This is a genomic window from Deltaproteobacteria bacterium, assembly GCA_013151915.1.
GTDB lineage: Bacteria > BMS3Abin14 > BMS3Abin14 > BMS3Abin14 > BMS3Abin14 > BMS3ABIN14.
In genome coordinates this window covers 13,266-39,908 of sequence record JAADHJ010000025.1, presented here as the reverse complement: position 1 = coordinate 39,908, position 26,643 = coordinate 13,266, and the positions used below count along the sequence as shown (strand labels likewise).

Sequence of the window (26,643 nt, the reverse complement as noted above, 5' to 3'; positions counted from 1 at the left end):
CCGTATTCCTTTATCTTGGCAAGCAGTGTTTTTCTGGTAATTCCCAACGTTCTGGAGGCATGGGTTCTGTTGCCGTCTTTTTCGGTCAGGGTCCTTTCAATAAGCATCTTCTCCATCTCCTTGAGCGAGATGCCCTGTCTCACGTCGGCAGGTTGGGGGGCGACATTCCCCGGCACCCCGGTGACGGATTGAGGCAGGTCTTCCTCACCCAGGAATTCCCCCCTCGAAAGGATTACACCTCGCTCCAGGATATTCATCATCTCACGGATATTGCCAGGCCAGTCGTAGGATATCAATCGACCCAGCGCACGGGGGGAAATCCCCTTCAGCGCCTTGCCGTGCCGTTTGGAAAAACGCTTGAGGAAAAGATCCGCCAACGGCGGAATGTCCATCTTCCTCTCCCTGAGGGGTGGAACCACGATGGGAAACACTGAAAGCCGGTAGTACAGATCCTCCCGGAACCGGCCATGTTTCACTTCCTGTTCAAGTTCACGGTTGGTAGCCGCCACGATACGAACGTCCGTTTCCTCCTCTCGGGTTCCGCCTACGGGCATAATCCGTCCATCCTGGAGAACCCTTAGAAGCTTCGCCTGTGCAGCCAGGGGAAGCTCCCCCACTTCGTCCAGGAAAAAGGTACCTCCCTCAGCAGTAATGAACTTTCCCTCCTTGTCGCTGTCGGCACCGGTAAAGGCCCCCTTCTTATGCCCGAAAAGCTCACTCTCCAACAGGTTCTCCGGAATGGCCGCGCAGTTAAGGCGCAACATTACCAGTGAGGACCTGGGGCTTAACCTGTGAACAACCTCGGCCAGCACCTCCTTCCCCGACCCGCTTTCCCCGGTGATAAGCACGGTAGCGTCTGTGGGAGCCACCCTGGCCACATCGGCAAGCAGGTCCCGCATGACACCGCTGACCGCGATAATTCTCATATCCTCGAGTTCGGGAGGAAGGCAGGGCACCTGATCCAACCCGTTTTGGGGTTCAATGCCGGCCTCAACCGCTTCCTTGAGCGCATGGATATCCAGGGGTTTAATGAGATAGTCGTAGGCACCTTCCTTGAGGGCTGCTATGGCCGTCTGGACGGTGGCGTACGCTGTCATAATGAGAACCGGCAGGGGCGGATTGGACCTTTTAAGCCGTATCAAGGTCTCCATCCCCCCGATGCCGGGCATCTTCAGGTCCAAGAGGACAAGATCGCACGATTGTTGGGAAAGTAGTTCCAGACACTCCTCACCGGAAGGGGTCTCCATGGTCTCGTAGCCCTCCTCCCCAAGGACTTCGCTGAGCATCAGCCGGTGGGCAGCGTCGTCATCGACGACACAGATCCTCCCCGCCATCATGTCCTCCCCTTTTCATTAATCCACGGCAACTCCAGGCGGGCGATTGTCCTGCCGGATTTTGTGGTCGTAATGCGGGCCTTTCCGCCGTGGAGTTCAGCTGTCTTCCGGACCAGGGAGAGCCCCAGGCCGGTACCTTGATCCTTGGTTGTGTAAAAGAGAGCAAAAACCCTGTCGGCATCCTCCTCGGATATTCCTGAGCCCTCATCCGTAACACTGAAAACAAGCCTGTCACCTTCCGTTCCGGCTTCCAGTCGAACCAGCTGTCCCGGGGACGAAGCCTCCAGGGCATTTACCACGAGGTTGAGAAGCGCCTGTATGACCATGTCTCTGTCGAAATATCCGTGAAGGTCACCGGATACCCGGCCTATCTCCAAAGGAACATCCCTGGATCGGCTGTCGCTTTCAGACAGGGCCCCGACATGTTCGAGAACCTCGGCAACCGGCTGGCTTTCCATATGTGGGGTCTCGAACCTGGCGTAGGAAAGCAGGCTGCTTACGACCCTGTTGAGGCGGTCAACCTCCTCGACCATCACCTCGGTGTAGCGGGCATGTTCTGCAGGAACCTTGTCCTTTAAAAGCTGGGCGAATCCTCGGATGGAGCTTAGCGGGTTGCGGATCTCATGGGCTACTGTTGAGGCTAGTTTACCTACCTCCGCCAGCCTTTCCGCGTGCGCAAGCCTCTCCCGAAGGGAATAAAATTCGCTCACGTCCTGAAAGAGAATCAGCGTTTCGGATGGGCCGTTTTCCTCCCCGGTCAGCGCGGTCGCCGTGAGGCTGATCCTCGTTTCATTGTCCTGCCCCAGGGGAAGGCGCCCCTCAGAAATATATGTTCCTTTCCGGCGAAGTATGGGCTCAGGTGGAAGAAATTCCTGTGGAAATATGGAGGAGATCCTGGTCCCAAGGAGTTCTTTTTCATCCTCTATTTTCAGGAGGGATAAAGAGGCCGGGTTCACCATTATGATCTTCCCTTTTGCGTCCCCCATTATCATTCCCACCGGCATCCGCCGGACAAGTTCCTGGGCGTAGGATTCGGTCCTGGAAAGGGCCGCGGTCACCTCCTTTGCACGCTGGCTCCAGAAAACCCAGCCCAAAATCCCGGAGGCGGCGGCGGCGAGGAGCAGGGCCAGCAGGACACTTACCCTCAACTGCCGGGCCCTCATGGACAGGGGGGCGCTGGCGTCCATGAGGACCATGATCCATGAATTGTCGGGGATGGGTCTGGTCTGATAGCCTTGGCTCATCATCCGGCCCATCATCCGGCCCATTCCTTTGGGCACCGCATTGAAGAAGGGTTTCCTGTAAACATAAAGGCCGGCTTTGGAGATAAAACGGCCTTGGGGCGGTTCCCCGGGCGGCGGCGGTGCGGCCAGGAGTTCTTCCAGGAGGTTCTTTCCAGGCAGCTTGCCTCCGGACCCCAGAATGCTTCCATCCGGTCCGACAATCATAAGGGCCAGGACGCCCGCCTCATCCGCCGTCTCCCTCAACAGGGCTTCCAGGGATCCCTCCTCCCAGAAGGAGTGCATGATCCCTGTTCTCGCGCTCGCCTCCAGGCCCCTTGCCAGGCCGTCGGCCTGCCGGAACAGGGTTTCTTCCATGAGCCCCCTCTCGATACGGATGCTTCTGTAACTGAGAAACCCGATTATCGCCACCGGGATGAGGAGAACCAGGACAAACATGGATGTCCAGCGGGGTGGGGATTTGGCAGCTTGTGGGAGCCAGGACCCAGGCAGGCTTTTTTTATCCGAGGCCATACCCACACCAATAGAACGGGGCTTCTCCCCTGTCAAGGGATGTCGGCAATATGACTATCTCCACCATAGCCTTCGGCGAAGCTGGAACAGATTACAGCATGGCCGGTTGCGATGGCCTAAAAAGGCTGATATTATCCGCGAAGATTTCCAGAACGGATAAACTGTTTGGTTCATCGCAATAATGCGTACCTTTATTATTTTGCTGTCATTGCGAGCCCGAGTGAAACCGTAGGCGCGGCAATCTCATGCGAAGCTGAAAAGGTCATTGCGGCGTCCTCCGGTCGCCACGGGATCGCTTCACTCAGACACGGTTCGCGATGACAAATGGTGGGGTATGGTCCTCATCCAGGTACTTATTTCCCGGATGATCCAAATATTTAAAATTCAGGGGAACATCACGGATGAGCAAAACGGGACAGGACACCGGTTCAAGGGACAGTTTTCCAACCTACAGGGGGAACGTCGTATACTGCTGCATCGGATGCGGTGCCCAATATTCCCTGGACGAGTTCCTGTACACCTGTCCCTCCTGCGGTTCGCTGCTCAAGCTCGCAGACCTTTCTTTTGACACGCTGAAACAGACATCCGGAGCGGATTGGCGCAGGATTTTTGACCGACGCAGGATGTCAAACGTCCGTTCTCTTTCGGGCATCTTTCTCTTCCACGAGCTTATTCTGCCCACCATTGAACCGGAGGATGTCATCTATCTGGGGGAAGGCCATACCCCGCTTGTGCAGGCCAACGATGACCTTTCACGATGGGTTGGGGCACCCTTCTTCGTAAAGAACGACGGGCTCAACCCCTCGGCCAGTTTCAAGGACAGGGGCATGGCCAGCGCCATCAGCTACCTGAATTATTCCATCAGGAAACGTGGCATATCGCAGGTGTTGGGCATCTGTGCCAGTACGGGAGACACGAGCGCGGCCGCAGCCTTATATCTTTCCTACCTTCCAAAGGGTCGTGTCAAGTCGGTGGTTCTTCTCCCCAAGGGGAAAGTGACCCCTCAACAGCTGTCCCAGCCTCTTGGGTCAGGCGCAACCGTAATCGAACTGCCCGGGGTATTTGACGACTGCATGAGGATCGTGGAAGAACTGGCGGAAAAACATGAGGTCTTTCTTCTGAACAGCAAAAACCCGGTGCGCATTAACGGCCAGAAGAGTTATTCCTATGAAGTAGCCCAGCAGCTCGACTGGAAGACATCAGGGCTGGTTATCGTGGTGCCCATCGGCAATGCAGGAAATATTACAGCGATCATGGAAGGGTTTCTGGACCTGCACCGTCTGGGGATCATTCCATCCCTTCCGACCATTATCGGGGTGCAGAGCGAACATGCGGACCCTGTTTACCGCTGGAGCACAACGGGAAAGTATGAACCTGTGCCGGTGAGCCCCAGCGTAGCGCAGGCGGCCATGATCGGTGATCCCGTTTCCTTCCCCAAGGTCCGGCAGTTGATAGAGGAACATTTCGACGACCGTGTTTTCATTGTCAGGGTCTGTGAACAGGAGATCATGGATGCCATGCTCACCGCCAACAGGCATGGTCACGTGGTATGCACCCAGGGGGGGGAATCTATCGCCGGGCTGAAAAAGGCTCTGGATCAAGGCCTTACAAATGGGCGCCGTACTTTTGTGGTGGATTCCACCTCACACCAGTTGAAGTTCGCCGAGTTCCAGAGAATGTACTTTGAAGATGCGTTCGCGCCCGAATACCAGGTAGCCCCCAAGGATGCCCTGAAGAACGCCCCAATTGCCCTCGACGGCAACGCGGCCGCGGTAGCAGACTTTCTGGAACTGAAAAAAAAAGTAGTCCGCTAAAAGGAGCCCAAGAATGATCCTGGCTGTTATGGGTGATAGTCATGACCACCGCAGACCCTTGGCGGCGGCTGTCAAGAGAGCAATGAATGAGGGGGCGCAGGCCCTTTTCCATCTCGGCGATCTCATCTCACCCTTTATGCTGGACATTCTCAAGGATTTTCCAGGAAGGATCTACCTGGTCATCGGGAACAACGACGGCGATCCCTTGACGATCTCCCGCATGATACCACAGCAGTGTCCCCAGATCCGTGAATATGCCGGGAGCATCACGGTTGACATCGACGATATGAGGGTCGCCGCCTTCCATCACCCTGATTTTGCGCGGTCCATTGCCGTATGCGGAGATTTCCAGATCGTCCTTTACGGGCACACCCACAAGTTTTCCGAGCGCCGTATCGGCGACACCCTCCTTCTGAACCCCGGGGATCTCATGGGCTTTGGCGAGGAAATGTCCTTCTGCCTCATCGATACCGAGACCATGGAGGTCAGAAGACTCTTTGTGTCATGATAAACGATGCGACCTATGTCGCTTTCGGTGATTCCATAACGGAGGGTTACGGGGTAGCCCGTGGGTTCGTCTCGTATCTCGCCCAGTTCCTTAAGGAAGCCGATTCCCATCATACCTGGAAGGTCATCAACCGTGGCATGAGCGGAGAGACCTCCCGGGAAGCCCTCTGCCGTCTAGAGACCGACGTGCTGGCCCAAAAACCGGACCTGGTAACTATTAATTTCGGGGTCAACGACGCCTTTTCGGGCATATCTCCCGCGGCATTCAAGGATATCCTTGGACGGATGATATTGCCCATCCGGGAGGCTGGATGCCCCATGGTAGTCCTTCTCTCCTCGGAGGTCATCCCGGAGCCCTGGGCTGAACGTCAGGTTGGGCCCTATTGGGATGCGATGAGGGCGGTGGCCGGGGAATGCGGCGTCGTCTATGCCGACGTAAACGGGCGATGGAGGCAGGAGTTGGAAAAGGGGCGTCCGGAGGAGGAGCTTATCCTCCGGGGGGACCTTCACCCCAATGAGGCGGGGCACCGCCTCATTGCCGAGACGGTGTTCGAAGCTATGACAGCAAGTGGTCTGATCGAAGGATCCGTTTAGATCTCCAGCCGTAACCCGAGAAAAAGGGTGCTCCCCCGGTTCTCGATGCTCACCGTTCCATTCTGAAATTTGGGATCTTCAGTCGCAAAATACCGGTATCCGATATCGAGGGTCATCGTGTCGGACAGTTCGTGACCAACCCCGAAGGTAATCTGGTAGGAGAAAACCAGATCGGTATTGTCTCCGCCGAAGACATTTAAGGCGACCCTGGACATGCCCAATCCGCCGCCGATGAACGTGCTTATGTTCATACTACCTATGTGCTGGTCGTAGAACTCGGCGTAGGTATTAAACATAAGGCTTAAAGCTGTATCCTGGCAGTCGGTAGCACCGCAGCTGAAACTGTTGTTCCTTGACCCGAGTTCGATCTCGACCCGGCCGGGGATATAATTGTAGCCGACAGCAACAGAGACATCGAGACCGGTGTCAAAATCCAGTGTCCCCAGATAATCCGCATTGTTGAGGAATGATCCGCCGCCGCGAAGCGCTACATAGGTCCCCCCCCTGGCGAATACCGAGGATGCGAACAGTAGCGAAAAAAGGCAACTGAGAAACACTACACCTGTTTTTTTCATCCGAATCCTCCTTGCAATATGGTTAACCCCTATATTCTGTTAGCATCTTACCGGAAAGATTTCCAATAAGAAACCAGGATTGTTTAACATTTTTAAAGAGCTGTTACCGTCAACCCCGTTATGTCCGGGCGACTAATTGCCTATGTTGAACTGTGCGAGGGGGATTTTCATGTACCCTTTCGGGACCCCGAAAGTGGAGGCCGGAAGGTTCTTCTCAACCAGCTTCACCACGGGCCCTGATGCCGCGCCCATCTCGTTCTCATTTACGAGCTCTTCCTTCATGAGCCAGCCTTTTTTCATCAGGTCAAGGTAGGCCGCGGATGTGTCCACCGCTTCGCCGCTTATCCCAATATCATCGCACTGTCTCATCTTCCTGACGCCGTCTGACGCCTGTTTCCAGAATGCGGCGGCAAAACTCTTGAAACGGCTATTCTCGGCCATCCATACTATTCTTTCAGGCTGACCGTTGTTGTCGACCTGGTATTTGGTTGTCGCGTACCCGGCGATGGTCTCCCCTTTGCCGATCTTTTTTATTGTCACATTCGGTTTCGGCCTGGACTGGTTCATCTGTTTTACCATTTCAAGCACATTCGGTGGGGCATCAGCGTACATCTTCGTGAGAAATGCACAGAACTCCTCGAACTTGAAGGTGGTATATGTGCGTGAGCCATGGTCCACCATGGTCATGGTGCCCTTCGCGAAGTTCATGATCGATTCTGGTCCTCCCTCCTGGGAAGACGGGACCTGCTTCAGGAGACCATTGCCGTAATAGGACACGTCCTCCTGGGTTGTCGCGACCCACCCGGCATGGGCGGGAAGGGCAGTCAGCGCCAGCAGGACCACGGTCATGCTGAATGTTTTCATAATCCTCATCTTCATCATGATCTCCTTTCGGAGTCACTATCTCCCGGACCGCGTCATGCCGCCCGTGAACCCACCCGGCATTCCACTTTTTATATCCCTGTGGCACCTCGAAAAGGGACGGGTCCTGACTCCCCACCTTCAGGTCGGAGAGCTCGGTTTTCACCGTCATTGACCGGCCCCCGCTCGTAGTCTTCATGTCGTTCTTGACCAGGATGCCGTCCCCGGTTAACCAGCTTAAACCCTCCAGCCTGTGTTAGCAACAAATAGAATTGTCCGGTTCTGTAGCAAATGAACTGTCCGCTTTTTGTTTTCGTTCCTCAAGCTGTTTGAGAAGCGCAAGCGGACTATGCGGCGGTGGGGTTTTTCTTTTTCAGCGGGCATCCTTTCGCAAAATTGTTCCTGAGTAGTGGGGTCCGACCCCAAGACTTTGTCGCCACTACCGTCTGCGGGGGAGAATACCGTCGACCATCACGATGCGCCCACCGAGCATATGTATTCTGATACCGCTGTTATCCTTGTATATTCCGTCAGGAAGCACCATCGTGCGTCCATCGGACAAAGGAAACAGAAGTCTCCCAGTCCCGTCATTGCCAACAACGGGATTACGTATCGGCCGTTTCTGAAGATCCCGACATGTGCCAACCACAATCCCTCTGGTGCCAGACTCCCGTGCTGTGCCAACAATTATTCCCCTTTGTCCGGGTGTTTGCCTTGAAGTGGTGACAGACCTGGCACCCGGCGCTGGAGCCCTGACCCCGGGGGAACTCGCTGTCCGTGCCACCGCCACCGGCCCCCTGTTCACGGGGCGTGGAGCCTGCCATTGTGGCGTTACCGGCTTGGCACGTTGTGGGAGTGCCTTAATACGTGGCGAACTCACGGTACGTTCACCGGCCAGCGGCACCCTGTTCACGACTCGCGGTTTCTGCCATGTCCGCGGAATCGGATCAATTGCATTCGCAGGTTGCTCAGTTCCGGCTTCGGAAGCCGTTTGGGTGCAAATTGGCTGCGACGAAGTGTTTCCCTGAGTTCCTCCGCCTCGATTTCCGCCAAGAGCCATGGAGTTGTTACGTGGAGGACAGTCAATACCGCGGGTACAGCTGCTGCCCGTGAGAACTCGCGGCGCGGATCCAGTTGGAGGATGGGCCGGTACTATTTCCGGGCAGTGTACCAGAGCGGTGGCCGAACCTGCACTTACCTCCCGGACCAGACGGTTTTTCTTGTCGTACATGCTTATTTTGAGCGGTTGTTCAATTGTTACGTCAATCGGACCCTTGTTCTTACACACATTGTAAAGCGTCCCACTAGAATAAGGATGGAAGTCCACTTGTTCATTGTCAAATCGGCAGGCGGGTTTGCTAAGCCATTTCACACCTTCGCTGCCTGTCATGCCAAGTGAATAGATTTTCTTGGTGCAAACACCTGATTTATCCCGGCTCACGTAACCCAGGACAACGAAGTCTTTGGGCGAAAACGACCCATCTTCGCAATACGAGTATTCCTGATTGTATGGCAACAATGTTACCGAGATAGTCTCGCGATTGTCTTGATAAACAACGTCCGCAACAGCCCGAGTAGCACTTAAGGCTGTTATAGCAAACAGGGCAAACCCCAAAACAATGACCGTAATTGAAACCCATCCTCTTTTAATTAGTGTTTTCATGTATCAGTCCTCCTTCTTTGGGTTTCCGAAATCAGGTGCACCTACCCACACAGGCTGTCTGATCTTGGTCCTGGTCGGCGTTACTGGAAACCAGGAGGAAGTGCAAAAAGAGTGAATCTTTTTATCGTCATGGGAAAATCCTCCTATTGCTTCACAAGCTCAACCCGCCGGTTCTTGGCCCGCCCGCCGTCGCTGGTGTTTGCCAGGACCGGCGCAAGTGGGCCGACCCCTTCGCCCCGCAGCCTGCTCCTGGGGATATCGTACTTACCGGCAAGAACCTCTACCACGGCTCTTGCGCGGCGTATGGAAAGGTCCTTGTTGTAGTCAAGGTTCCCCACGCTGTCGGTGTGGCCAACCACGAAAAGCTTCAGGTCGGGCCTGTTCTTCATGAGTTGCGCGATCTCGCCTAACGCCTGCTCGGACTCGGGTTTCACGTCCGTCTTGTCGGTGTCAAAGTAGATCCCGTAGATGGAAGCGTGCCCTGTGCGGTCGATCTCGTTTGCCAGCGCATTGGCATCAACCTTGACCAGTCCCGTTTCCATGGGCTTTGACTCCACGATTCCCAGGAACGTTTTGTTGATACCTTTGCAGACGTGGAGATTCACGAAGATATCGCCCTCCGGCCTGGCAAGCTTGCCGGTGGCGTGGCGCTGTTCGAAGCATGCCCACCTGTAGCTGAGGAGGGGGTCTGCTACCCCGGGCACACCGCAGGCCTTGTCCGCGCAGGTGAATAGAAACTCGAACCCGGCGCTTTTCATGGCCTGCTCGTAGTTTTCGTATATCTCCAGGGTCGACCTCTTTTTAGGGTTGCGGTAGATGATGCCCGTGACCTTGCCCTTGACGGTGATCGTATCGGCAAAGCCTTTTCGCCCTGACTTGCCTGTGGGCATCTGGACCTCGTCAAAATCCTTTACGAAATATTTCCCTATTTCGGAGCCCGGATATCGCTTGATCAGGGGATGGTCTTTACCCTCATCGGCCCAGCCGGTCCCGGCACAGGTGAGAATTACGGCTGTGGCCATGGCTAGCATCAAGACGATTCGCTTCATTCCTTTTATCCTCATGATCTCCCCTCCGTCATCGATCAGTCTCCGCCCAGCAGCTTGCCCATAAGGCCGCCCATGCGCTCTTCGCCCTTATCGCTGCCTCCGCCCGAGGCTGCCATGATGCGGTCGGCCAACCGCGAAAGGGGCAGCCCCTGGAGGTATACCTTGCCCGGGCCGGTGAGGGTGGCCAGGAACAGGCCCTCGCCGCTGGCGGCCGTCGCCATCTCGATGCCGCCCTCCATGAACATCATGGCCCCGGCCTCTGCCTGGACCCCCTCGCCCGGGTCCAGTTCGATCTCAACTATCTGCATGTCGTTCCCGTGGATCTTGTAATCAATTACGTCTGACATTTTTCTCCTCCTCTTTGTGCCCCCATGCAACCGCCGGCACCTTCGCAACTTAAAATCATTTCCTCTCGCTCGTTCGCTACGCTCACTAGAGTACGCAGAGGTCACAGAGGAAAACCAAAAAAGGGTTTTGATCCCCTCTTATTCAATTTAATCCATTCTCTGCGTCCCTGCGTCTCCGCGTGAGGCCCATAGCCCTGGCGCCCTACGGCTGTAACCCCAGTTCTTTCTCCGCGTCCTTTGCGAGAAACCAATCGCTTTGGCGTCTTACGGTCTCAACTATTCAGGAGGCACCACGATGATGATTTCGGTCGTCATGTTCTTGGCAAGGCCGAACCATGAGGGGAGATTCCCGTTTTTCTTCACCGACACCTGCTGCTTGCCCATATAGGCGGCAGGTCCGCTCCCGGGCTTGCCTACATAGAGGATCCAGGCCCCGTATTCTGCATTAAGGGCCCAGGATGGAAACTTGGATCGGTAAAATGAACGCACATCCTCCACCGGTGCCGAACTGGCGAAACGGGCGCCCACATTCTCGTCGCCAAGGCCGCCGTTTATAAATTCCGCACCCTTGTAGACGGGGATTCCCGCTTCCTTTAAGATCTTCACGTCCTTGGCCGGAAGATCAGCCGCCAAAGCGATCCCGGCCGCAAAAACAAACAGCAGACAGCTTGCCAGAGTCAACCTCATTATCTTTTTCATGTCATCCACCTTTCTGTCTTATTTGGGTATCCGTATCGTTATTTGAGAATCCTTCAAGGCAATGTTCTCACTGGTGGTCCTGGCCCAGAGATAAGGCCTGTTGTTGAGATCCTTCGCCTCGATCTTCCCGGGGCCCTTGTAGAGAACCCTGGAACCGTTCACCGTCATCTCCAGCCAGCCGGAGAGGTTCCTCTTGTACCAGTCCATTATCTTTTTCGGCGAATCCATGGATTTGAACCACATCATCGTGGCGACATCGTCATCTCCGGTTGTGTAGCTGGCACCCGGGTATACAGGAATCCCGGTGTTTTTAAGGATTTCCTGCCGGGCGGCCGAGAAGTCCTCAGCATGGGCGGCGGCGATGAGGTCCTCAGCATGGGCTGCCGGAGGTACTGAGCAAACAAGGAAAATGAGCAATGCCAACAGGACACCAAATAGTTTTTTCATCTTTGTCCTCCAAAAAGGTTTGAAGTTGTTGAATTTTTCCCTTTCGTTCCCGACAAACGGCTGTCACCTTCCCCCTTGCGTACCTGCCAGCCCGGGGAAAAGGGTTCCTACTTTATGCGTATATTTATCTGGGTGCGGAACGCTCCTGCATCAAGTTCGTCGAGGCATCCTGTCCATTCGTCCCAGTGACTGACAGACATGGCCTGGTTCGTATTCGATGTCACGCCCTGCGCCTGTGATAAAAGCTGCTGCATCTCGCCAAAGCGGCCCTGGCTGGCCAATTCCTGGATCCTGGCCTGGAGCGATGCCTGGTCCTGCTTCGCCTTGCCGATACCACTGCCCGTTTTCTTCCGGCACCCTTTCAATCTTTCCCTGGGGGAAAAACCTGGAAAAAACGCCTCGTCAGCCAGGTATCCGTATCTGGCCTGCAGCGCCTTCAGGTCATGCTGCGTGTGATGACCGTTCCCCATACCCGCCTGCTCCTTACCCATCTCCTCCTTAAGCGGATCGAACAGGTCGAACTCCGACAGCACGGCTGCCGGGCGCCATACTTTGACGGCACCGTATTCGAGGGGTGTCCCAGGGGAACCGTCAAAAGTCGCCTCAGTGGCTGAAGATGCTGTTTTTTGCGGCATTTTACCTTCGTAATACGCCGCCACCTTTTTGAGGGGATCGCGAGTATAAAAGATCCTGAAGATCCGTGTGGTGTTCCCCCCTTCGCCTTCTAAAACGACTACTCGCTGTTCCCCTTCCACTGCCGGCCCGGGATAAAGCGGGGCGGGGCCGGCCGATGCCCATTGGCCGCCCAGCAAAACGATGGCGACGGCTATGCCGGCTAAAACAGATTTAGAAATCGAAGTGTTCATTTTCCTCCTCCTGGTTTTCTAGTTGCCGCCGGGAGTGGTGATAAAGCGGAGATACATATCATACTCACCCTTGTTTTCATTTCAGACTCCCTGTAGGCGCGTTAACTGTGCCTTGCCAAAAGAGTGTGGAACTGACTGTAGGTGGTTGTTTCTCTGGCTTTTTTTCTCATAGGCCAGGAAAATTCGTTCATCTGACTAGTTATTCTCCAGAAAGATTGAATATTTGAATGTGTCTGCCGTAGACTTGCCATCAAGGTGGATGGACAATAATTTACCGTCCATATTGGACAGGTCCCTTACCCACACCTGACCTTTATTCTTATTTCCCCGGGGGCTTTCAAAGTACCATTCCTTGATCCGGTCACCTCCAGGCATGTAACTGCAGACTGTGACAGACGTTCTGGACTTGCCGGCCTCCTTTTCCAGCCTGATGTTAACGTGCCCTCCTTTAATGGGAACAGGGGTTATAAATATACGTCCAGTTGTGCCAAAAATTCTTCCGTTATGAGTTTTGCCAAATGTCAGGTCTCTCGGCCCGATTGCGGCCCAGCTGGTTTTCTTGACAAGACGATTCCAACGCTTTTTCAGATGTACGCTGAAATAAGCCCATTGGCCGATATCATCAATGTGTTTAATACATTGTTTCCACAGGGGCTCAGGTTCAACCGCCGCGCACCCCAGCTCAGTGGCGATTCTTTTGGCTTCTTTGGTAATATCAAGGGCAATCGCGTACCATGATCTACACGACCCGTCATCCTGCTGCGTTTGGCCTCCGTAGCTTTGGGATTGCGGCGCCGGACTACCTTGAAATATCGGCGTGACGGTCTGCTGTACGGGGGTCATTACAATGGTGGCCGGGACCGATTGCTGCTGATTAACGGGTTTCGGCTTGAGGTCGACACGTTTGATCTTATCCGGCACACGCGCGCTGGTGTGCACCTTTGTGCCGAGCTGCTGCTGTATGGGCGTTGCGGCCGGGGCAGGCGACCTGGGAGCAACAGGTGTCACAGTCTGCAGTACCGGGGTGGCCTTTATGGGTGTCCGTGGCGTGGGCACTGCACGTGCGGGCTGCGGCGATGGGGCCACGTTACCCGAAGGAATCCGTGGGACCGCAACGGGTGCCGGACCCCTGGGTGTTGCTGGAGCTGCTGGCTCCTGTGCCGGTTCAGGCTGTGGAGCCAAGACAGGTTGTGGGGCCGATGCGGGCGGAGGTGTCCATCCGCCGCCGGTGGCCGGTGCTTGGCTGCCGCCGCCCCACTGGGGGGCCGGTTCCTGGTTGTTCGGGGGAGGCCCATTGACTGCAGGCTCTTCCCACTGGCCCTGGCCTGTATTGCCATACTGTCCGCTGTCGCTCGGCAGATCTCCAGCCGACGGCGGCCAGTAGACGGTGATCGTCACGGTGGACCCGAGCATGGTTATCCCCGCCGCGCCCGGCTCCTGGTCGATCACTGTGCCCTCCATGCCAACCAGGTCCGCTTTGTATCCCTTCGCATACTCGACGTTGGGGGCGACCCCGGCCTGCTGGAGAACCGCCATGGCGTCCTGCTCGTACATCCCCACAACGCCCGGCACCCGTATCATCTCGTCGGCCGCCTGGTTGTACCTCTGCTGCATGGGTCCACGGTCGAGGGCGCCGGTAAAACCCCTCATCGGCAGCAGAATAGCCGATACAAAAAGGGCAGCTATGAACATCTTGCGCAGTTTCATGATCGGTCCTCCAGCAATCCGGGTTCTCATCATCACGCTTAATTGTTCTATTTACCGGGCCACTTCGGCATCGTCCCAGGCCTGGGGGTGTTCGGCCCAGGCTGATAGGTATCGCCGGGCATGGTGGGAGCTTTCCTGGGCCTGAAGGTGTTGGTCCTGCCTATGGGCCTGCCAACCTTGGAACGAACTGGGCTGAGAGGCGCACCGACCCGTTGCAGCCAATAGTTGCCCGGTTGGACGAACATGCCTGATGTTGAGTTGGCAAGTTGCCTCTGCGTGAGTTTGCTGCAGCTCGCGTCGGCATCGTAGCTCTTCATTGTTGACGCCTGGTATGCTCCTCCCGCACCCGGGATCGATGTTGCGAGAGTGTAGAAAAGGTAGTTTCCCGACTGCGCCCTGACCATGGTCCCCTCGAGACTGGTGAGAGATCCCTGCGGCGACAGGTGGGTGGCGCGGTAGGTGACAGCTCCGCCGCTCGTGAAGATCTGGCTGAATTTCCAGCCTTCCCCCCGAGTGCCGTTGTTAAATCCATTCCATGTCCCGGTAAGGTCGCACTGGGTCGATCCGCCGACGTTGCCTGCAGCGCCTCCCGATGTAGTTGTCACACCACCCGGAGGTGTTATTGGCGGAACATAGATACGACTTCCTCCGCCTGTGCCACAGGTGACGTTGGCGGCGAATGTTACAGGAGCTCGGCTTTTTGGATCAAGTCCTCCCGTTCCCCCTGTGGATCTTAAGTGTCTGATATAATCGATATAGGAGGGATCCTTGTTCCACGCTGTTACCATACCCTCCGCTACCAGGCTCTGGGCTCCCGAGGCATTCTGGCACGCGCCACGAATCTCGTCATCGCTGAATGGCTGCACCGTCAAGTTGATATCGAAATAACATCTGCCCCGATTTTTAGGAAATCCTGCCCATGTTAGCAGGACTTTTTGCGTATCGAGAGGTACAGGTTGTCCTCCTCTGAGTACTTGTACTGTCTGAATCTTGTTGCAGGCGTAACTTGACCCAACCTGGATCCTGTGAATATCCATTTTTACCGTTTTCGTGCCGGTGATTCCTCCCTGGGAATTGACCGAGAGGCTAAGGGTGGGCGGAGTAATGCCGGCCTTGAACTGCGCCTTGCCGGCGAAAGAATCCTCCGCCGAACTGAAGGCCAGTGTCATCACGGTCAATCCGGTTAACACCAATTTTATCCATTTACCCGATTTCATCCTTTCCCTCCTTCACTTTGAAACGTGTTTTTACTACAGCAGATAGCTTTTCCGAATCACCTTGCAACAAGGCTGATCGACTGTACCCAGGCCTCGCTGTTCTTCAGGCCGAGACCCGTTATGCTGACGGATTCAATGACGTCGGGCCGCGGGGAAAGGCCCATGAGATCGTCCTCAAAGTTGTGCCACCGTCCGTTTTCTACCCGGGTAAATCGGGCATTGCTCTGGGCCCCGCCGTCGGTCGTGAACTCCCGGATGTAGGCGTCATCCGCGCAGTGCTCCCTTTTCTCCTCGTCCGCGTAACAGACAGCAATCTGGAGCACCGGCGGATCGTCCACCTGTTGGAAGCGCCCTGATTTGCCGCGGTCGATCCTCAGGCCGGCTGCCAGCACAAGCGAATGGATGTCCCCGACGTACCATTTTACGGTCTGCCTTACCCCGGCGATATCTCCGGTGTCCTCGTTTCCCAGACGCAGGCCCTCGTTGCCCACGGAAACCCGGCCGCTGTCTCCGGATTCGCCGTTTCCTGAGAAAAGTTCCCAGTGGCGGAGGCCGCGGCTGAAGTCTCCGTTGTCAATCAGTTCGCCTGCGACCCTGTGTTCCCGGTCCCCGCGGTTTCCGGCCCGGCTGAACGGATACTCCACCAAGTACTGAATGTCGGGGGAGGGCTCGCCCAGCATGAGATCGGACGGTCCCCGCAGGTAGGTGATCCCCGTTCCGAGCCGATTCTTTGGCTGGACTGCCGGTGTTGTCAGGTACATGAAATGCCGAAAACGTCCCTTCGCCCCGGCAATGCCCGCACCGGCCTGAACCACGACAAAGGCTAGGTTGCCCCGGCTTCGTCCGGAGACACTTAAACGCCAGCGGTATTCGATCTTACCGGGGTCGGTCCGCATCACCGGACCCACGGGCAGTTTGTAGCGCCTGGCCGAGGGGTCCAGGGGCCAACGGTCGTACAGGAGGACCGAGGGCTTGTTTTTGACACCGGACGAATACCGAAGGCCGAGGGTGTAACTGGAGCCGGGGGCGAGCTCAAGCAGGTAGATTGAGTAACGGCCCTTTCCGAAGGCGCTTCCCCGGCCCAGGGCGAAGCCGGGACGGTAGCCTGCCCGGCCCTCGAACCAGTTTCCGGTGGTCGGGAGTTCCATCACCCGCCATTGACCGGTATTTCTCAGCGGCCCGGCCTTTCCTGCTCCCGGAAGGACCAAGAGAGACATCGCCAACACAATGGTTATTCTGATAACCCGGTTCATTTTTTCTCCTTATTTTCCTTTCTATTGTCTTTGCTGCCTTCCTCTTCATACCGGCTCACCAGAATATTCACCGCCTCTTCAATGCAATCGCGAAGAGCCTTGTCAATGCTGTCCTTATGATCATGGGCGATCCCCAGGTTCGCCCCTTTCAGCTTTTTCTTTCCAAACAGTTTTCCCAGGCCGGAGACAGAATAGCCGCCCTCCTTGATCTTCCTGCGGACATCCACAGAATCGAGGACACCACCTGTTCTGGCGTCCAGGACTCTTACATCGAGGCCTATCTCAGCATGTTCTCCGCTGGTTTCGACCCCAACACCCTTGTAGGCTCCTGCGACTCCTGTTTTGGAAGCCTGAGCGTTGGCCTCGGTGATCACTCCTACGAAGATGAAATCTGCTCCTGTCAGGCGATACTTGGCCACGTCACCGGTGGTCGTCCCCCCCTGGTTCAACTGTTTTTCCTGGTAGACGCTCTCATCCAGCCTCTGTCTCTCCAGAACGGTAAACGCGTGGGTCTTGATCAGCGCAGTCGTGAACATGTCCGTAGCTGACGCCGGGGATACCTCCGGGACGGTGCTGTCAAACTGGAAGATAGTGACCGTCTTCTTCGGAGGAAGGTCTTCCGGTGGGGTTCCCCACGCCCAGGCAGAGACGGCTGAAAACAGCAGGATAAAGGCTGACAGAGACAGATAAATCGCGGGACTTGGTATTTTCCGGTTCATCGTCCTCTCCTCTTTCGAAATTACGTGTACCCTCAGACGGATTTTCCAGTCTGCCGGATCAGTTCTGCCTGCCGTTGGAGCGGCATTCGAACCTCCCGGCTCCGTCGGATATGCATTTGACCCCCTTGGGAATGAGGCGGTGTACACTGGCATTGATCATCCCGCCTTCTGTGGGTATCCGGTATACGCAGTAAAGGTACCGATCCTGCACCTGGGATGTGATGAAAAGGGCAGGCAGGCCCTTATTCGCGGTCTCCCAGTTGGTTGGCAACATGTCTCCATTGATCCCGGAGTAAGCATTAGGGCATGTTAAGTCCTTAGGCCGAGAAGCCGGCGCTGACAGGATGTTTGGGGTTGGCCCGGGATTACTGCCGGTCCCGTTCCAGCTTGGGGGGGCTCCCCAGGCGAATGAAAATATCGTAAGCACGCAACCGAGGCTAAACAAGGCGACGGTTATGGATTTAATGTTCTTCATTTTCCACCCACATTTCATGCATCCTTTTCAGGTCTGGCGGCAGATCTATCTGGCCGCACTCTCAATCAGCCCGATATCCGCGCGGCCGGACAGATAGGCCTCCACCGGCTGCCTTTTCCCGGACAGTTTCAGGTGAATGCCGCCGATAGCGTCGTAGGGTGCATCGGGTCGAATCAGGTTCCAGTTCTTCATAAAATCCTCTACCTGCCACCCGCCGATCAGAAGTATTTTTGAGACCGTCTCCCGTTCAGTACCTTTGGAGTGGAGCACTTCAAAAGTCCGGATTGTGTGGGGAAGAGCAGGGACGTCGAATTTTTTACCTATGGCCTTGCGCTTGTCGTTCACCGTGAACTTGGCGATCATCTGAAGCGGCTTGGGTTCGTTCCTCGCTTTTTCCTGGGCTTTCCGTAGCCTTTCAAGGTCTTTGGAAACGTCCTGCTGCATTTCCTTCTGAATGCGGCTGACCTCCGCGACGTTTCCCCGGCTGTTTGCCTCCATGACCTTTTCCTCCCGCTCCTTCTGTTTTCTGGCCATCTCCTCCCTGATCCGGTCAACCTCGGTGATCTCCGTGAACTTGAGCTGACCGAAGAACTTGATGGGGTTTTTCTCGAACCCCTCGCACACCGTCTCGGGAACGTGCATCCAGGAATCTATCCTTCGCCAGTTCTTCGGGGCAGGTAGAGCCTTGTCCATTACGGTTTTGACCTGTTCGTAGTAGGCCTGCTCACCGGCCGTGAGGGCCCTTTTCACACATGCGGCCTGCGACACCGCCGGCGAGAACACCAGGGCGAAAACCGTGAGAAGCGGTAGTCCAATTGAGAGTGCGGATCGGTTCATTTTTCCTCCCTTGCTTTTTTAACCCTACTTGGACGGAAGGATACCGGACTGCTAAAGGGGGGCACTACCCCCGATCGGGGGGGTTATACGTATCGAAGTAAGGGGGTATGGGTGTAAATTCCTCTCCCTTGAGGGGAGAGGTCAGGTGAGGGTGATCCGGAGGGGGAAGTTAGTTTGAGAGTTTGAGAGTTTGGGGGTTAGAACATTGGACTTTGGACTCTGGACGTTGGACTATTACTCAATACGGGTCGATGAGGCCCAGGCGAACCCCTTCGATGACGGCTTCCGCACGCCGTGAAATGTTCAGCTTCTGGTAGATGACCTTGGTATAACTGGCCACGGTGTTCGGGGTCAGCCCGAGCAGGTTGGCGACTTCCGGGCGTGAGAACCCTTTTGCGATAAGCTGCAGGACATCCTTTTCCCTGTCGGTCAACGGCTCGGTGTCTTCAGGCGCATCGTTCGAGCGGGAGAAGTGGGCCAGAACCCGCCGGGCCACACCAGGGGACAGCGGTGGCTGACCGTGGAGAACGGCTTTAAGCTGTCGGATCTGAAGATCCCGGGGCTGCTCCTTAATGAGGTAACCCATGGCCCCGGCTTTAAGAGCGGAAAAAATATGCGTATCATCATCAAAAATTGTCGTAATGACGCAGTATGTGTCCGGGTGCGTCTCGCCCATCTCCTTCACCAGGTCGATCCCGGACCCGTCAGGAAGGTTGATATCAACGAGGGCCAATGAAAACTTATGCTGCTCCAGAAGGGCGCGGGCTTCGGCAAGGGTCGCGGCTCCCATGGCCTTTGCTTCGGGAAAGGCCTCGGAAATGTGGTCTTCCCACCAGAGCCTCGTATCATCGTGGTCCTCTACAACAAGAACCCTTTGCATCAACACTCCCTCACTTACCATCTCCGGTAGGTATTGACAAACGAACCTCGAAAACCCCCTCGTCGGGAAGCGCTTCGCACCTGCATTGCCCGCCAAGCTCGCCGGCCCTCATCTCCATGTTCCGGATCCCTTTGCCAAATCTTATCTCCCCGCGACCGGGAATTGTCCCGTCGTTGCGAACGATGCAGGAGAGCCGATTTTTACCCCCGTCCCACGTGACCCAGATGTTGCGTGGGGAGGCGTGGACGAGGGCGTTTGTCGTAGCCTCAAACAGCACCCGGGACAGATCGATCACCTGCCGCGGTGATATAAGCCGGTGGGGCTTTTGAATACTATCTTCCCAATGCGCCGCAACCCCGGCATCCTCACAACGCTGAATAAAGTCATAACGCCACGTCGCCAGCGCCTCCTCAATGGTTACCTCCCCGGATGGTTTGATGCTGTATATGATATCTTTAAGGGCTTTGAGGGCATTTCGGGCCAGAAGCGTATTTCTCGGAGTGTTCTTTGCGTGTACCAGGGAAAGGAGACGCCCGCCGATCTCGTCGTGCAGATCCCGCATGATCCGCCTCCGCTCCTCCTCAACGCCCCTTTTAAATCCGGCAAGACGATCCTCCGTGGTCCTGGCAATGTATATTAGTGTTTCAGCCAGTTCAATATCGTCCCTGGAAAAGAGTCGGCTGCCTCTGTCGGCGAACCGAAGTTCCACCGTTCCCGTGCGATCCAGGGTGGGGATCAGCATTATCTCGCCGTATTTATCAAGCCTGGGAGAGGCGTTTCGGCCTTCCAGGGTCTGGTACGAAAGGGGCAGATACACATCCCTGAGGACGCCGACCCATGCATCCTTCTCGCTGATGCCGGGGTTCACCAACCCCGACAGGAGAACCGGGAGATGCTGTTTTATCCGGTCCCTCGGACCCTGGTAGAACCTTCCCCATACCCACTGGCGTACCGGGAAGTACAGCCACCCCACCAGGATAAGAGACAGGGCAAGGACGACGGACGGCCTGTGGGTGACGGTGAACGCCAGAATGCCGTCCACCACCAGAACACTGACACCCGCCAGGAACCACAGCCAGAATCCGAACCACCAGCGGTCGATGTCGAAAAGACGGTATCGAAGGATGCCCAGGGCAAGCCCGACATACATCAGGGTGACCGACCCCAGTCCGGCCGATACAGGGACCACGGTTCGACCCATCAACGCAGCCGGAGCGAAGTAGGTAAAAAATGCCAGACCAACAAACCCCATGAACGCTATGATGAAATATTTGAGGGCCGCACGGTCGACAGGCCGACCTTTTGAGCGCCGCCACTGGAGTCCGGCTATCGTAACCCCCATAATAAAATAGAGGACTGGCTGGATTAACACGGTATGCCCCGGAATATCCGTCCATTGAAACTGTTCGTTCAGGATGAAAAAGGAGGCCAGAACCGCGACCGCCCTGGTCATCGGGAATGAGCCCAGGAGGCCGGGGTAATGGAAAAGCAGACCGACGCCGAAGACCGAGAATACGTTGTTTCCCACGTGGTACAATTCACGGATCGTAGCCAGAAGGTCCGGGTCAAGGGCGATCTCCCTCGAGGCGATGACCGCCATTGCCGTTGTCGTGACGAGAAGTCCCATGCCCGAGAAGAAAAACATCCTGGCCGCCATATTTTGTCTGCGCACGGACCAGACGGCCGCGCCGATCATGAATATTATGACGCCCATGCCGTTGAGCAGCCAGAAATCTAACGGAAATGAGGAAAGCGGTCGGGAGCGGGCCGGTTGTACCCTCACCTTTCGCCCGTCCGCGAGAGTCAACTCCACCAACGGCCCGCTGAGGATCCCGGCCAGCACCCTCTGACGATCAAGGAAGGCATTATACTTTTTAAAGGTCGGGAAGACGTCGGGGTCCTCCACCAGGTCGGAATCCTCGAAATTAAATGGGCTGCCCGAAAGGGACCGAATGGACAGGATCAAATCCCCGGGGGTAAGGATGAGCCTGGCCGGGCTTTTGGCCTTCACGCCATCGACAAAGACACCGGCATGTGTGCCGTCCGCCTGCAGACTCAGACCGAGCCATGGCTGGTTGGACGCAACCATGACAGAAAGCGCCACACAGACCATGGCCAGCAAGGCAGCGGCGGACAGGATGAGGTATGGGGATTCCCGGATGTCGGCGCCCGTATCGTGACGTTTATCCCTGTTGCGGCTCACCATGACGGCAAGTATCGCCTCTGTGGCCGCAATTGTGAAGGGGTTTCAAGGGTGAGCGGCCAGGTTCCTGCCCAGCCGAGCCGCCTGATCCAATACTTCAGGATGGTGCCCGACGACTCCGGCCTCAAATACCCCCGGCACGGCCAGCTCGCCGGCGATGCGGTATCCCAGGGCTTTCATGGGCAGACGCATCGCCTCCATGGTGACTCCGAGGTCCTTCGGGTCCACCTGCTCGGCCACGATAGCGAGGGCCGCTGTCTTTCCCTGGCCGGCAAGGCGGCTTGACCAACCGCGAGGATGCTCGTTGTCGAAGTCGTAAAAACAGTACAGGCGATCGATGAAAGCCTTCATCCAGGCCGTCATATTGTAGTTGTAGACCGGCGTCACCAGGATGATCCCCCCGGCCCGGCGGATCTTTGGATAATACGGTGTCAGGTCATCGGCAAACTGCGTGCAGACCTTGTCCTTTCGGCAGCGTTCACAACCGATGCACGACGATATTTCCATGCTGGAAAGGTACAGGACCTCGGTATCAGCTCCTCTTTCAGAGGCGCCGGCGAGAATAGCGTCCAGGACCCGGTCGGAGTTGCCGCCCCGTCTTGGACTCCCCGATACTCCAATAATCAGCATTTTGTTCTTCCTTTGATAGGGTCGTAAAAAGTCCATCCATGGCTTTTTACTCCACGGAAAGCGAAAAATGTCATTTTCCTGCATCGTTTTGTACAGTTTCGATATGCTGCCGGATTACGATAACAGATACCGGGGCGGCCTGGTTTGTTTTTTTGGCCCGGTTGTGTTACTTGTAAAATAGTTTTTGGCAGGCAACCCTCCACCACGTTCCGTTTATCCATCGCAAGATAACCCATCAGTGGGCCATGTGGGGCGCATCTTCAGCCGGAACGCCCATCAGAAAACCCCTTGTAGCCAACAATTTTTGGTAGGGTCGTAAAAAGTCCATCTATCCGTGAATGCCGGGGACAGATCATCTGGTCCGTGTCCGTCAGTCTTTTTGTGTACGCTTTTGTTGGATCATAGTCGGAAGGAGGGAGTTTAGATGAAAAGGAGCCGTTTTCAACTGTATGGGCAGGGCGCGTTGTTCCTGTTGCTCTGCCTGGTGGTAACCGCTGCCATGGGCACCACGTCGGCCCTGGCCAAGGATACGCTGGTGTTCTCGGACCTGGGGTGGGACAGCGCCCAGGTGCACAACCGCATCGCCGGTTTCATTATTGAGCACGGCTACGGCTACGATGTCGAATACATGCCCGGCGAAACTGTTCCTATGTTCGCGGGACTCGTGCGGGGGGACATAGACATCACCATGGAGATCTGGGTGGACAACCAGCAGCCGGCCTTCGACAATGCCATCGCCAAGGGAAAGGTCGTTGACCTGGGCAGCAACTTTCCCGACAGCTGGCAGGGTTGGCTGGTTCCTACCTATGTGATCAAGGGTGACCCCGCACGGGGGATCAAGGCCATGGCCCCGGACCTCAAATCGGTGAGCGATCTTCCCAGGTACAAGAACCTGTTCAAGGATCGCGAGGATCCGGACAAGGGTGTGTTCTACTCGTGCATCGCGGGTTGGGCATGCGAAAAGATCAACGAGAAGAAATTCGACGCTTACGGGCTCAACGACACATACAACATCTTTCTGCCGGGATCTGGGGCAGCCCTGGTGGCTTCTCTTGCAGGAGCCTACAAGAAGGGGGAACCGTGGTTCGGGTACTACTGGGCGCCCACCTGGGTCCTGGGAACTTACGACATGACTCCCCTTGAGGAGCCTGCCTACGATCCCAAAATTTTCGAGTCCACGGGCAAATGCGCTTATCCCTCGGTCAAGGTCGATATAGCCGTAAACTCCAGCATGCTGAAAAAGGCCCCTGACGTGGTTGAATTTCTGAAAAAGTACGAGACCACCCAGGCCATCGCCAACAAATTCCTGGCTTTCATGCAGGACAAGGGGGCCAACACCCAGGAAGCTGCTGAGTGGTTCCTGAAAAAGAACGAGAAACTGTGGACCGGGTGGGTCCCTGTCGACGTCGCCGCCAGGGTCAAGAAGGCCCTTGACTGATCGTTAATCCTCCAGCATGGCCAGGCGGCCCTTTATGGGCTTCCTGGCTGTGTTGCGGTCATGTTGATGCAGCCCTCAAACCGTCGATCCCTTACAGCAAATCCCTTTGAAGGAGAGTTTACGTGATCGAGCCCGACGCTTTGCCGTCCGAGTCCATGGACGACGGGGAAACCATACTGGAGACCCGTGGGCTGTGGAAGGTCTTCGGAGAGAACCCCCGCCGTTTCCTCGACTCCAAGCTCAAAGATGAACCAAAGCAGAAGATCCAGGACAAGCTGGGGCTGGTAGTCGGTCTTCGTGACATTTCTTTCGAGGTCAAAAAAGGTGAGATATTCGTCATTATGGGGCTTTCCGGGAGCGGCAAGTCCACTCTGATCCGCTGCCTGATCCGGCTTGTCGAGCCCACCGCCGGTGAGATCCGCATCGCCGGCCGGGAGATCTGCTCATTGGACGCCAATAGCCTGATGAAGTTTCGCCGACGGTCCACGGCCATGGTCTTTCAAGCCTTTGGCCTTCTGCCCCACTACACGGTCATCGAAAACGTCGCCTACGGTCTCAAAATCCGCGGGATGTCCCTCGAAGAACGGACGAAGGTTGCCCAGGGGGCAGTGGAAACGGTGGGTCTGAAGGGATGGGAGGATTACCTGCCCTCTTCCTTGAGCGGGGGAATGCAGCAGCGGGTCGGCATCGCACGTGCGCTTGCCGCCGATCCCGACATAATGCTTCTCGATGAGCCTTTCAGCGGTCTCGATCCTCTCATCCGCCGGCAGATGCAGGACGAGCTGATCCAATTGCAAAGTGAACTTCACAAGACCATGATTTTCGTTACCCACGACGTCCAGGAGGCGCTCAAGATCGCCGATCGCATCGCCATCATGCAGGACGGGCGGATCATTCAGATCGGCACTCCCGAGGAGATCATCGCCAAGCCGGCCACCGATTATGTGCAGGAATTCGTAAGGGACGCATTCCCGGCCACTGTCCTCACCGCGGGTACCATCATGGAAGACCCGGAACCTGAAGTTCGCGTCTGGCAGGGGCCCAAGACTGTCTACGCTCTTATCCGTCGAAGTAAAAGGGATTTTGCCTTCGTTCTCGACAAGGCTCACAGGGCGGTGGGTCTCCTGACACAGGATACCGCGAGAAAACTGGTTCAGGAGGGTAGTGATTCCACTTCCTCATCCCTTATCACCGATTTTGAGACCTGCACCCCCGACATGACTGTGGAAGAGCTCTTTCCACTGGCCACCGCAAGTCCGTTTCCCATAGCTGTTCTCGACGAGAATGGCCGGCTTATTGGATATATCCGCAATCATACCATCATCGAAAGCATGATTCAGGAGGACCAATCGGGGGACCCGGAGAACCAGCATGTTTGAGTTTCCAAAACAGCTTTATGTGCCCATGGAGAAGTGGATCGACACCCTCATGGACTGGATCATGGCCCACACCGCCGGATTTTTCGACCTCATCGGGAACGCACTTCTCAAGATCCTCATCATCATCGAAAAATTCCTCCTTTGGGTGCCGTGGCCGGTGGTTCTCATCCTTGTTGCCATATTGGCCTGGAGGACCATGGGAAAATGGTGGCACGGCGTGATAATGGCGGCCTTGATCTTCTGCATTGGAGTCTTCGGTTATTGGGATGATTCCATGAGGACCCTTGCCGTGGTCATCGCCTCGGTGGTGGTGTCTCTTGTCATCGGTTTCCCCTCCGGGATTATCATGGCCCGCAGCAACCGTTTTCAGGCGATTCTCCGCCCGATCCTTGACGGAATGCAGACCATGCCCAGCTTTGTCTACCTTATCCCGGCCATGATGCTTTTCGGACTCGGAAAGGTGCCGGCCGTGTTCGCCACCGTGATCTACGCCGTTCCACCCATCATCAGGCTTACCAACGTGGGCATCCGGGGAGTCCCGGAGAACGTTGTGGAAGCGGCAAGGTCTTTCGGTGCCAGCGATCGTCAGATTCTCTTCGATGTCCAGCTGCCGTTGGCCTTCCCCAGCATCATGGTAGGTGTGAGCCAGACGACCATGATGGCACTGGCCATGGTGGTTATTGCCTCCATGATCGGCGCCAGGGGGCTGGGCCTGGAAGTCCTCAAGGCCATCAATCGCATAGAGATCGGCCACGGGTTTACGGCGGGTCTCAGCATCGTCTTTCTGGCCATTGTCATCGACCGGATCACAACCGCATTCGCCATGAAACAGCAAAAACACCTTGGCTGATAATTTACCTGCTTTGGTATCTGAGGTGAGCTGATCTCGATTCCTGCTGGCTACCGGTTACCGACTTCTGATAACATTCCCCCATGCGTCGTTCCGATAAGCAGATTATAGATATTACCGGAATCGAAGCCGTCGTCCGCAGTGGCGAGATCTGTCACCTGGCCATGGTCGATAAAGGACGGCCCTACGTCGTTCCCGTAAACTACGGGTATGCGAACGGGGCGCTGTACTTTCACTCGGCTCCCGCAGGGAGAAAGATCAATATCCTGAGGAAAAACCCGGACGTGTGTTTCAGCATTGTCTCAAACCATGGGCTTGTAAAGAATGAAAGGGCGTGCTCCTGGTCCGCCAAATACAGGAGCGTCATCGGTACAGGGAGAGCCGTTATCCTGGACGACCGGATCGAAAAGGAAAAGGGGCTATCGATTCTGATGAAGCAGTACTCGGATCAGGAGTACGATTTTTCCGGAGAGGACCTGACCGGCGTGGTCGTCATCAGGGTGAAAATAGAAGAGATGAAGGGCAAGGGGGAGTTGGTGTTGTAG

General features: G+C 55.9%; 25 protein-coding genes. 7 read left to right on the top strand and 18 right to left on the bottom strand.

Annotation, left to right across the window (positions count from 1 at the left end; genetic code table 11):
* Both GXP52_05645 and GXP52_05640 read right to left on the bottom strand, forming a co-directional pair.
* Positions 1-1,334: sigma-54-dependent Fis family transcriptional regulator (locus GXP52_05645; GenBank protein ID NOY86765.1), on the bottom strand; the 1,334-nt coding region annotated here is incomplete at its 3' end.
* Entirely contained in the window at positions 1,334-3,013 is a 1,680-nt protein-coding gene (locus tag GXP52_05640) for a hypothetical protein (protein NOY86764.1), read from the bottom strand. The genes GXP52_05645 and GXP52_05640, both read right to left, overlap by 1 nt.
* A 476-nt stretch (positions 3,014-3,489) precedes the next feature.
* Between GXP52_05640 and thrC the strand changes: the two genes are divergently transcribed.
* Genes thrC through GXP52_05625 form a run of 3 tightly spaced genes read left to right on the top strand, consistent with a single transcriptional unit; the run spans position 3,490 to position 6,003 of the window.
* The gene (thrC, locus tag GXP52_05635) at positions 3,490-4,902 is read left to right on the top strand and encodes a threonine synthase (protein ID NOY86763.1); all 1,413 of its coding nucleotides are present in this window, start codon (positions 3,490-3,492) and stop codon (positions 4,900-4,902) included.
* Between the two features lie 13 nt (positions 4,903-4,915).
* Positions 4,916-5,410, top strand: a complete 495-nt coding sequence (locus tag GXP52_05630) for a YfcE family phosphodiesterase (protein ID NOY86762.1) — start codon at positions 4,916-4,918, stop codon at positions 5,408-5,410.
* On the top strand, positions 5,407-6,003 hold the full coding sequence (locus tag GXP52_05625) for an SGNH/GDSL hydrolase family protein (protein ID NOY86761.1): 597 nt from the start codon (positions 5,407-5,409) through the stop codon (positions 6,001-6,003). Before GXP52_05630 ends, GXP52_05625 begins: the two co-directional genes overlap by 4 nt.
* Here GXP52_05625 and GXP52_05620 read toward each other — a convergent pair.
* From GXP52_05620 to GXP52_05545, 16 genes are all read right to left on the bottom strand, one after another.
* On the bottom strand, positions 6,000-6,578 hold the full coding sequence (locus GXP52_05620; protein ID NOY86760.1) for a porin family protein: 579 nt from the start codon (positions 6,576-6,578) through the stop codon (positions 6,000-6,002). The genes GXP52_05625 and GXP52_05620 overlap by 4 nt on opposite strands.
* A 132-nt stretch (positions 6,579-6,710) precedes the next feature.
* Entirely contained in the window at positions 6,711-7,451 is a 741-nt protein-coding gene (locus GXP52_05615) for a DUF4412 domain-containing protein (GenBank protein NOY86759.1), read from the bottom strand.
* 1,794 nt (positions 7,452-9,245) lie between these two features.
* Positions 9,246-10,151, bottom strand: a complete 906-nt coding sequence (locus tag GXP52_05610) for a DUF4892 domain-containing protein (protein ID NOY86758.1) — start codon at positions 10,149-10,151, stop codon at positions 9,246-9,248.
* A 35-nt stretch (positions 10,152-10,186) separates the two neighbouring features.
* A complete protein-coding gene (locus GXP52_05605; protein NOY86757.1) occupies positions 10,187-10,498 on the bottom strand; it encodes an AIM24 family protein in 312 nt (103 codons plus the stop codon).
* Between the two features lie 276 nt (positions 10,499-10,774).
* A complete protein-coding gene (locus tag GXP52_05600) occupies positions 10,775-11,197 on the bottom strand; it encodes a hypothetical protein (GenBank protein ID NOY86756.1) in 423 nt (140 codons plus the stop codon).
* 18 nt (positions 11,198-11,215) lie between these two features.
* Positions 11,216-11,644 carry a hypothetical protein gene (locus GXP52_05595; protein ID NOY86755.1) on the bottom strand — a complete coding sequence of 143 codons (429 nt, stop codon included), beginning with the start codon at positions 11,642-11,644 and terminating at the stop codon, positions 11,216-11,218.
* 107 nt (positions 11,645-11,751) lie between these two features.
* Positions 11,752-12,510: a hypothetical protein gene (locus GXP52_05590; GenBank protein NOY86754.1), complete on the bottom strand. Its 759-nt coding sequence runs from the start codon at positions 12,508-12,510 to the stop codon at positions 11,752-11,754.
* 195 nt (positions 12,511-12,705) lie between these two features.
* Complete coding sequence (locus tag GXP52_05585; protein NOY86753.1) at positions 12,706-14,217, bottom strand: PASTA domain-containing protein; 1,512 nt, start codon at positions 14,215-14,217, stop codon at positions 12,706-12,708.
* Positions 14,218-14,264: 47 nt separating this feature from the next.
* Entirely contained in the window at positions 14,265-15,434 is a 1,170-nt protein-coding gene (locus GXP52_05580) for a hypothetical protein (GenBank protein NOY86752.1), read from the bottom strand.
* Positions 15,435-15,490: 56 nt separating this feature from the next.
* Entirely contained in the window at positions 15,491-16,687 is a 1,197-nt protein-coding gene (locus GXP52_05575; GenBank protein NOY86751.1) for a hypothetical protein, read from the bottom strand.
* Positions 16,684-17,406, bottom strand: coding sequence for a hypothetical protein (locus GXP52_05570; protein ID NOY86750.1), 723 nt, complete (start codon positions 17,404-17,406; stop codon positions 16,684-16,686). The genes GXP52_05575 and GXP52_05570 overlap by 4 nt, the downstream gene beginning before the upstream one ends.
* Before the next feature lie 58 nt (positions 17,407-17,464).
* Entirely contained in the window at positions 17,465-17,680 is a 216-nt protein-coding gene (locus tag GXP52_05565) for a hypothetical protein (GenBank protein ID NOY86749.1), read from the bottom strand.
* Between the two features lie 246 nt (positions 17,681-17,926).
* Positions 17,927-18,718, bottom strand: coding sequence for a hypothetical protein (locus GXP52_05560; GenBank protein NOY86748.1), 792 nt, complete (start codon positions 18,716-18,718; stop codon positions 17,927-17,929).
* A gap of 238 nt (positions 18,719-18,956) precedes the next feature.
* Positions 18,957-19,598, bottom strand: a complete 642-nt coding sequence (locus GXP52_05555) for a response regulator transcription factor (protein ID NOY86747.1) — start codon at positions 19,596-19,598, stop codon at positions 18,957-18,959.
* 10 nt (positions 19,599-19,608) lie between these two features.
* Positions 19,609-21,804, bottom strand: a complete 2,196-nt coding sequence (locus GXP52_05550) for a hypothetical protein (protein NOY86746.1) — start codon at positions 21,802-21,804, stop codon at positions 19,609-19,611.
* Positions 21,805-21,846: 42 nt separating this feature from the next.
* On the bottom strand, positions 21,847-22,431 hold the full coding sequence (locus tag GXP52_05545; GenBank protein NOY86745.1) for a flavodoxin family protein: 585 nt from the start codon (positions 22,429-22,431) through the stop codon (positions 21,847-21,849).
* A 424-nt stretch (positions 22,432-22,855) separates the two neighbouring features.
* Between GXP52_05545 and GXP52_05540 the strand changes: the two genes are divergently transcribed.
* The 4 genes from GXP52_05540 (at position 22,856) to GXP52_05525 (ending at position 26,643) form a co-directional block, all read left to right on the top strand.
* Positions 22,856-23,869, top strand: coding sequence for an ABC transporter substrate-binding protein (locus GXP52_05540; GenBank protein ID NOY86744.1), 1,014 nt, complete (start codon positions 22,856-22,858; stop codon positions 23,867-23,869).
* 155 nt (positions 23,870-24,024) lie between these two features.
* Entirely contained in the window at positions 24,025-25,248 is a 1,224-nt protein-coding gene (locus GXP52_05535) for a glycine betaine/L-proline ABC transporter ATP-binding protein (GenBank protein NOY86743.1), read from the top strand.
* Positions 25,241-26,098: an ABC transporter permease subunit gene (locus GXP52_05530; GenBank protein ID NOY86742.1), complete on the top strand. Its 858-nt coding sequence runs from the start codon at positions 25,241-25,243 to the stop codon at positions 26,096-26,098. Before GXP52_05535 ends, GXP52_05530 begins: the two co-directional genes overlap by 8 nt.
* 83 nt (positions 26,099-26,181) lie before the next feature.
* Positions 26,182-26,643 carry a pyridoxamine 5'-phosphate oxidase family protein gene (locus tag GXP52_05525; protein NOY86741.1) on the top strand — a complete coding sequence of 154 codons (462 nt, stop codon included), beginning with the start codon at positions 26,182-26,184 and terminating at the stop codon, positions 26,641-26,643.

Excerpts from the sequence above, each read along its gene's own strand:
- GXP52_05585 (NOY86753.1), bottom strand. The coding sequence starts at position 14,217 with ATGAAACTGCGCAAGATGTTCATAGCTGCCCTTTTTGTATCGGCTATT.
- thrC (NOY86763.1), top strand. The coding sequence starts at position 3,490 with ATGAGCAAAACGGGACAGGACACCGGTTCAAGGGACAGTTTTCCAACC.
- GXP52_05615 (NOY86759.1), bottom strand. The coding sequence starts at position 7,451 with ATGAGGATTATGAAAACATTCAGCATGACCGTGGTCCTGCTGGCGCTG.
- GXP52_05590 (NOY86754.1), bottom strand. The coding sequence starts at position 12,510 with ATGAACACTTCGATTTCTAAATCTGTTTTAGCCGGCATAGCCGTCGCC.
- GXP52_05605 (NOY86757.1), bottom strand. The coding sequence starts at position 10,498 with ATGTCAGACGTAATTGATTACAAGATCCACGGGAACGACATGCAGATA.
- GXP52_05580 (NOY86752.1), bottom strand. The coding sequence starts at position 15,434 with ATGAAATCGGGTAAATGGATAAAATTGGTGTTAACCGGATTGACCGTG.
- GXP52_05640 (NOY86764.1), bottom strand. The coding sequence starts at position 3,013 with ATGTTTGTCCTGGTTCTCCTCATCCCGGTGGCGATAATCGGGTTTCTC.
- GXP52_05570 (NOY86750.1), bottom strand. The coding sequence starts at position 17,406 with ATGAACCGGAAAATACCAAGTCCCGCGATTTATCTGTCTCTGTCAGCC.
- GXP52_05535 (NOY86743.1), top strand. The coding sequence starts at position 24,025 with ATGGACGACGGGGAAACCATACTGGAGACCCGTGGGCTGTGGAAGGTC.
- GXP52_05540 (NOY86744.1), top strand. The coding sequence starts at position 22,856 with ATGAAAAGGAGCCGTTTTCAACTGTATGGGCAGGGCGCGTTGTTCCTG.
- GXP52_05575 (NOY86751.1), bottom strand. The coding sequence starts at position 16,687 with ATGAACCGGGTTATCAGAATAACCATTGTGTTGGCGATGTCTCTCTTG.
- GXP52_05630 (NOY86762.1), top strand. The coding sequence starts at position 4,916 with ATGATCCTGGCTGTTATGGGTGATAGTCATGACCACCGCAGACCCTTG.
- GXP52_05565 (NOY86749.1), bottom strand. The coding sequence starts at position 17,680 with ATGTTGCCAACCAACTGGGAGACCGCGAATAAGGGCCTGCCTGCCCTT.
- GXP52_05530 (NOY86742.1), top strand. The coding sequence starts at position 25,241 with ATGTTTGAGTTTCCAAAACAGCTTTATGTGCCCATGGAGAAGTGGATC.
- GXP52_05525 (NOY86741.1), top strand. The coding sequence starts at position 26,182 with ATGCGTCGTTCCGATAAGCAGATTATAGATATTACCGGAATCGAAGCC.
- GXP52_05625 (NOY86761.1), top strand. The coding sequence starts at position 5,407 with ATGATAAACGATGCGACCTATGTCGCTTTCGGTGATTCCATAACGGAG.
- GXP52_05555 (NOY86747.1), bottom strand. The coding sequence starts at position 19,598 with ATGCAAAGGGTTCTTGTTGTAGAGGACCACGATGATACGAGGCTCTGG.
- GXP52_05545 (NOY86745.1), bottom strand. The coding sequence starts at position 22,431 with ATGCTGATTATTGGAGTATCGGGGAGTCCAAGACGGGGCGGCAACTCC.
- GXP52_05600 (NOY86756.1), bottom strand. The coding sequence starts at position 11,197 with ATGAAAAAGATAATGAGGTTGACTCTGGCAAGCTGTCTGCTGTTTGTT.
- GXP52_05560 (NOY86748.1), bottom strand. The coding sequence starts at position 18,718 with ATGAACCGATCCGCACTCTCAATTGGACTACCGCTTCTCACGGTTTTC.
- GXP52_05550 (NOY86746.1), bottom strand. The coding sequence starts at position 21,804 with ATGGTGAGCCGCAACAGGGATAAACGTCACGATACGGGCGCCGACATC.
- GXP52_05620 (NOY86760.1), bottom strand. The coding sequence starts at position 6,578 with ATGAAAAAAACAGGTGTAGTGTTTCTCAGTTGCCTTTTTTCGCTACTG.
- GXP52_05610 (NOY86758.1), bottom strand. The coding sequence starts at position 10,151 with ATGAAGCGAATCGTCTTGATGCTAGCCATGGCCACAGCCGTAATTCTC.
- GXP52_05595 (NOY86755.1), bottom strand. The coding sequence starts at position 11,644 with ATGAAAAAACTATTTGGTGTCCTGTTGGCATTGCTCATTTTCCTTGTT.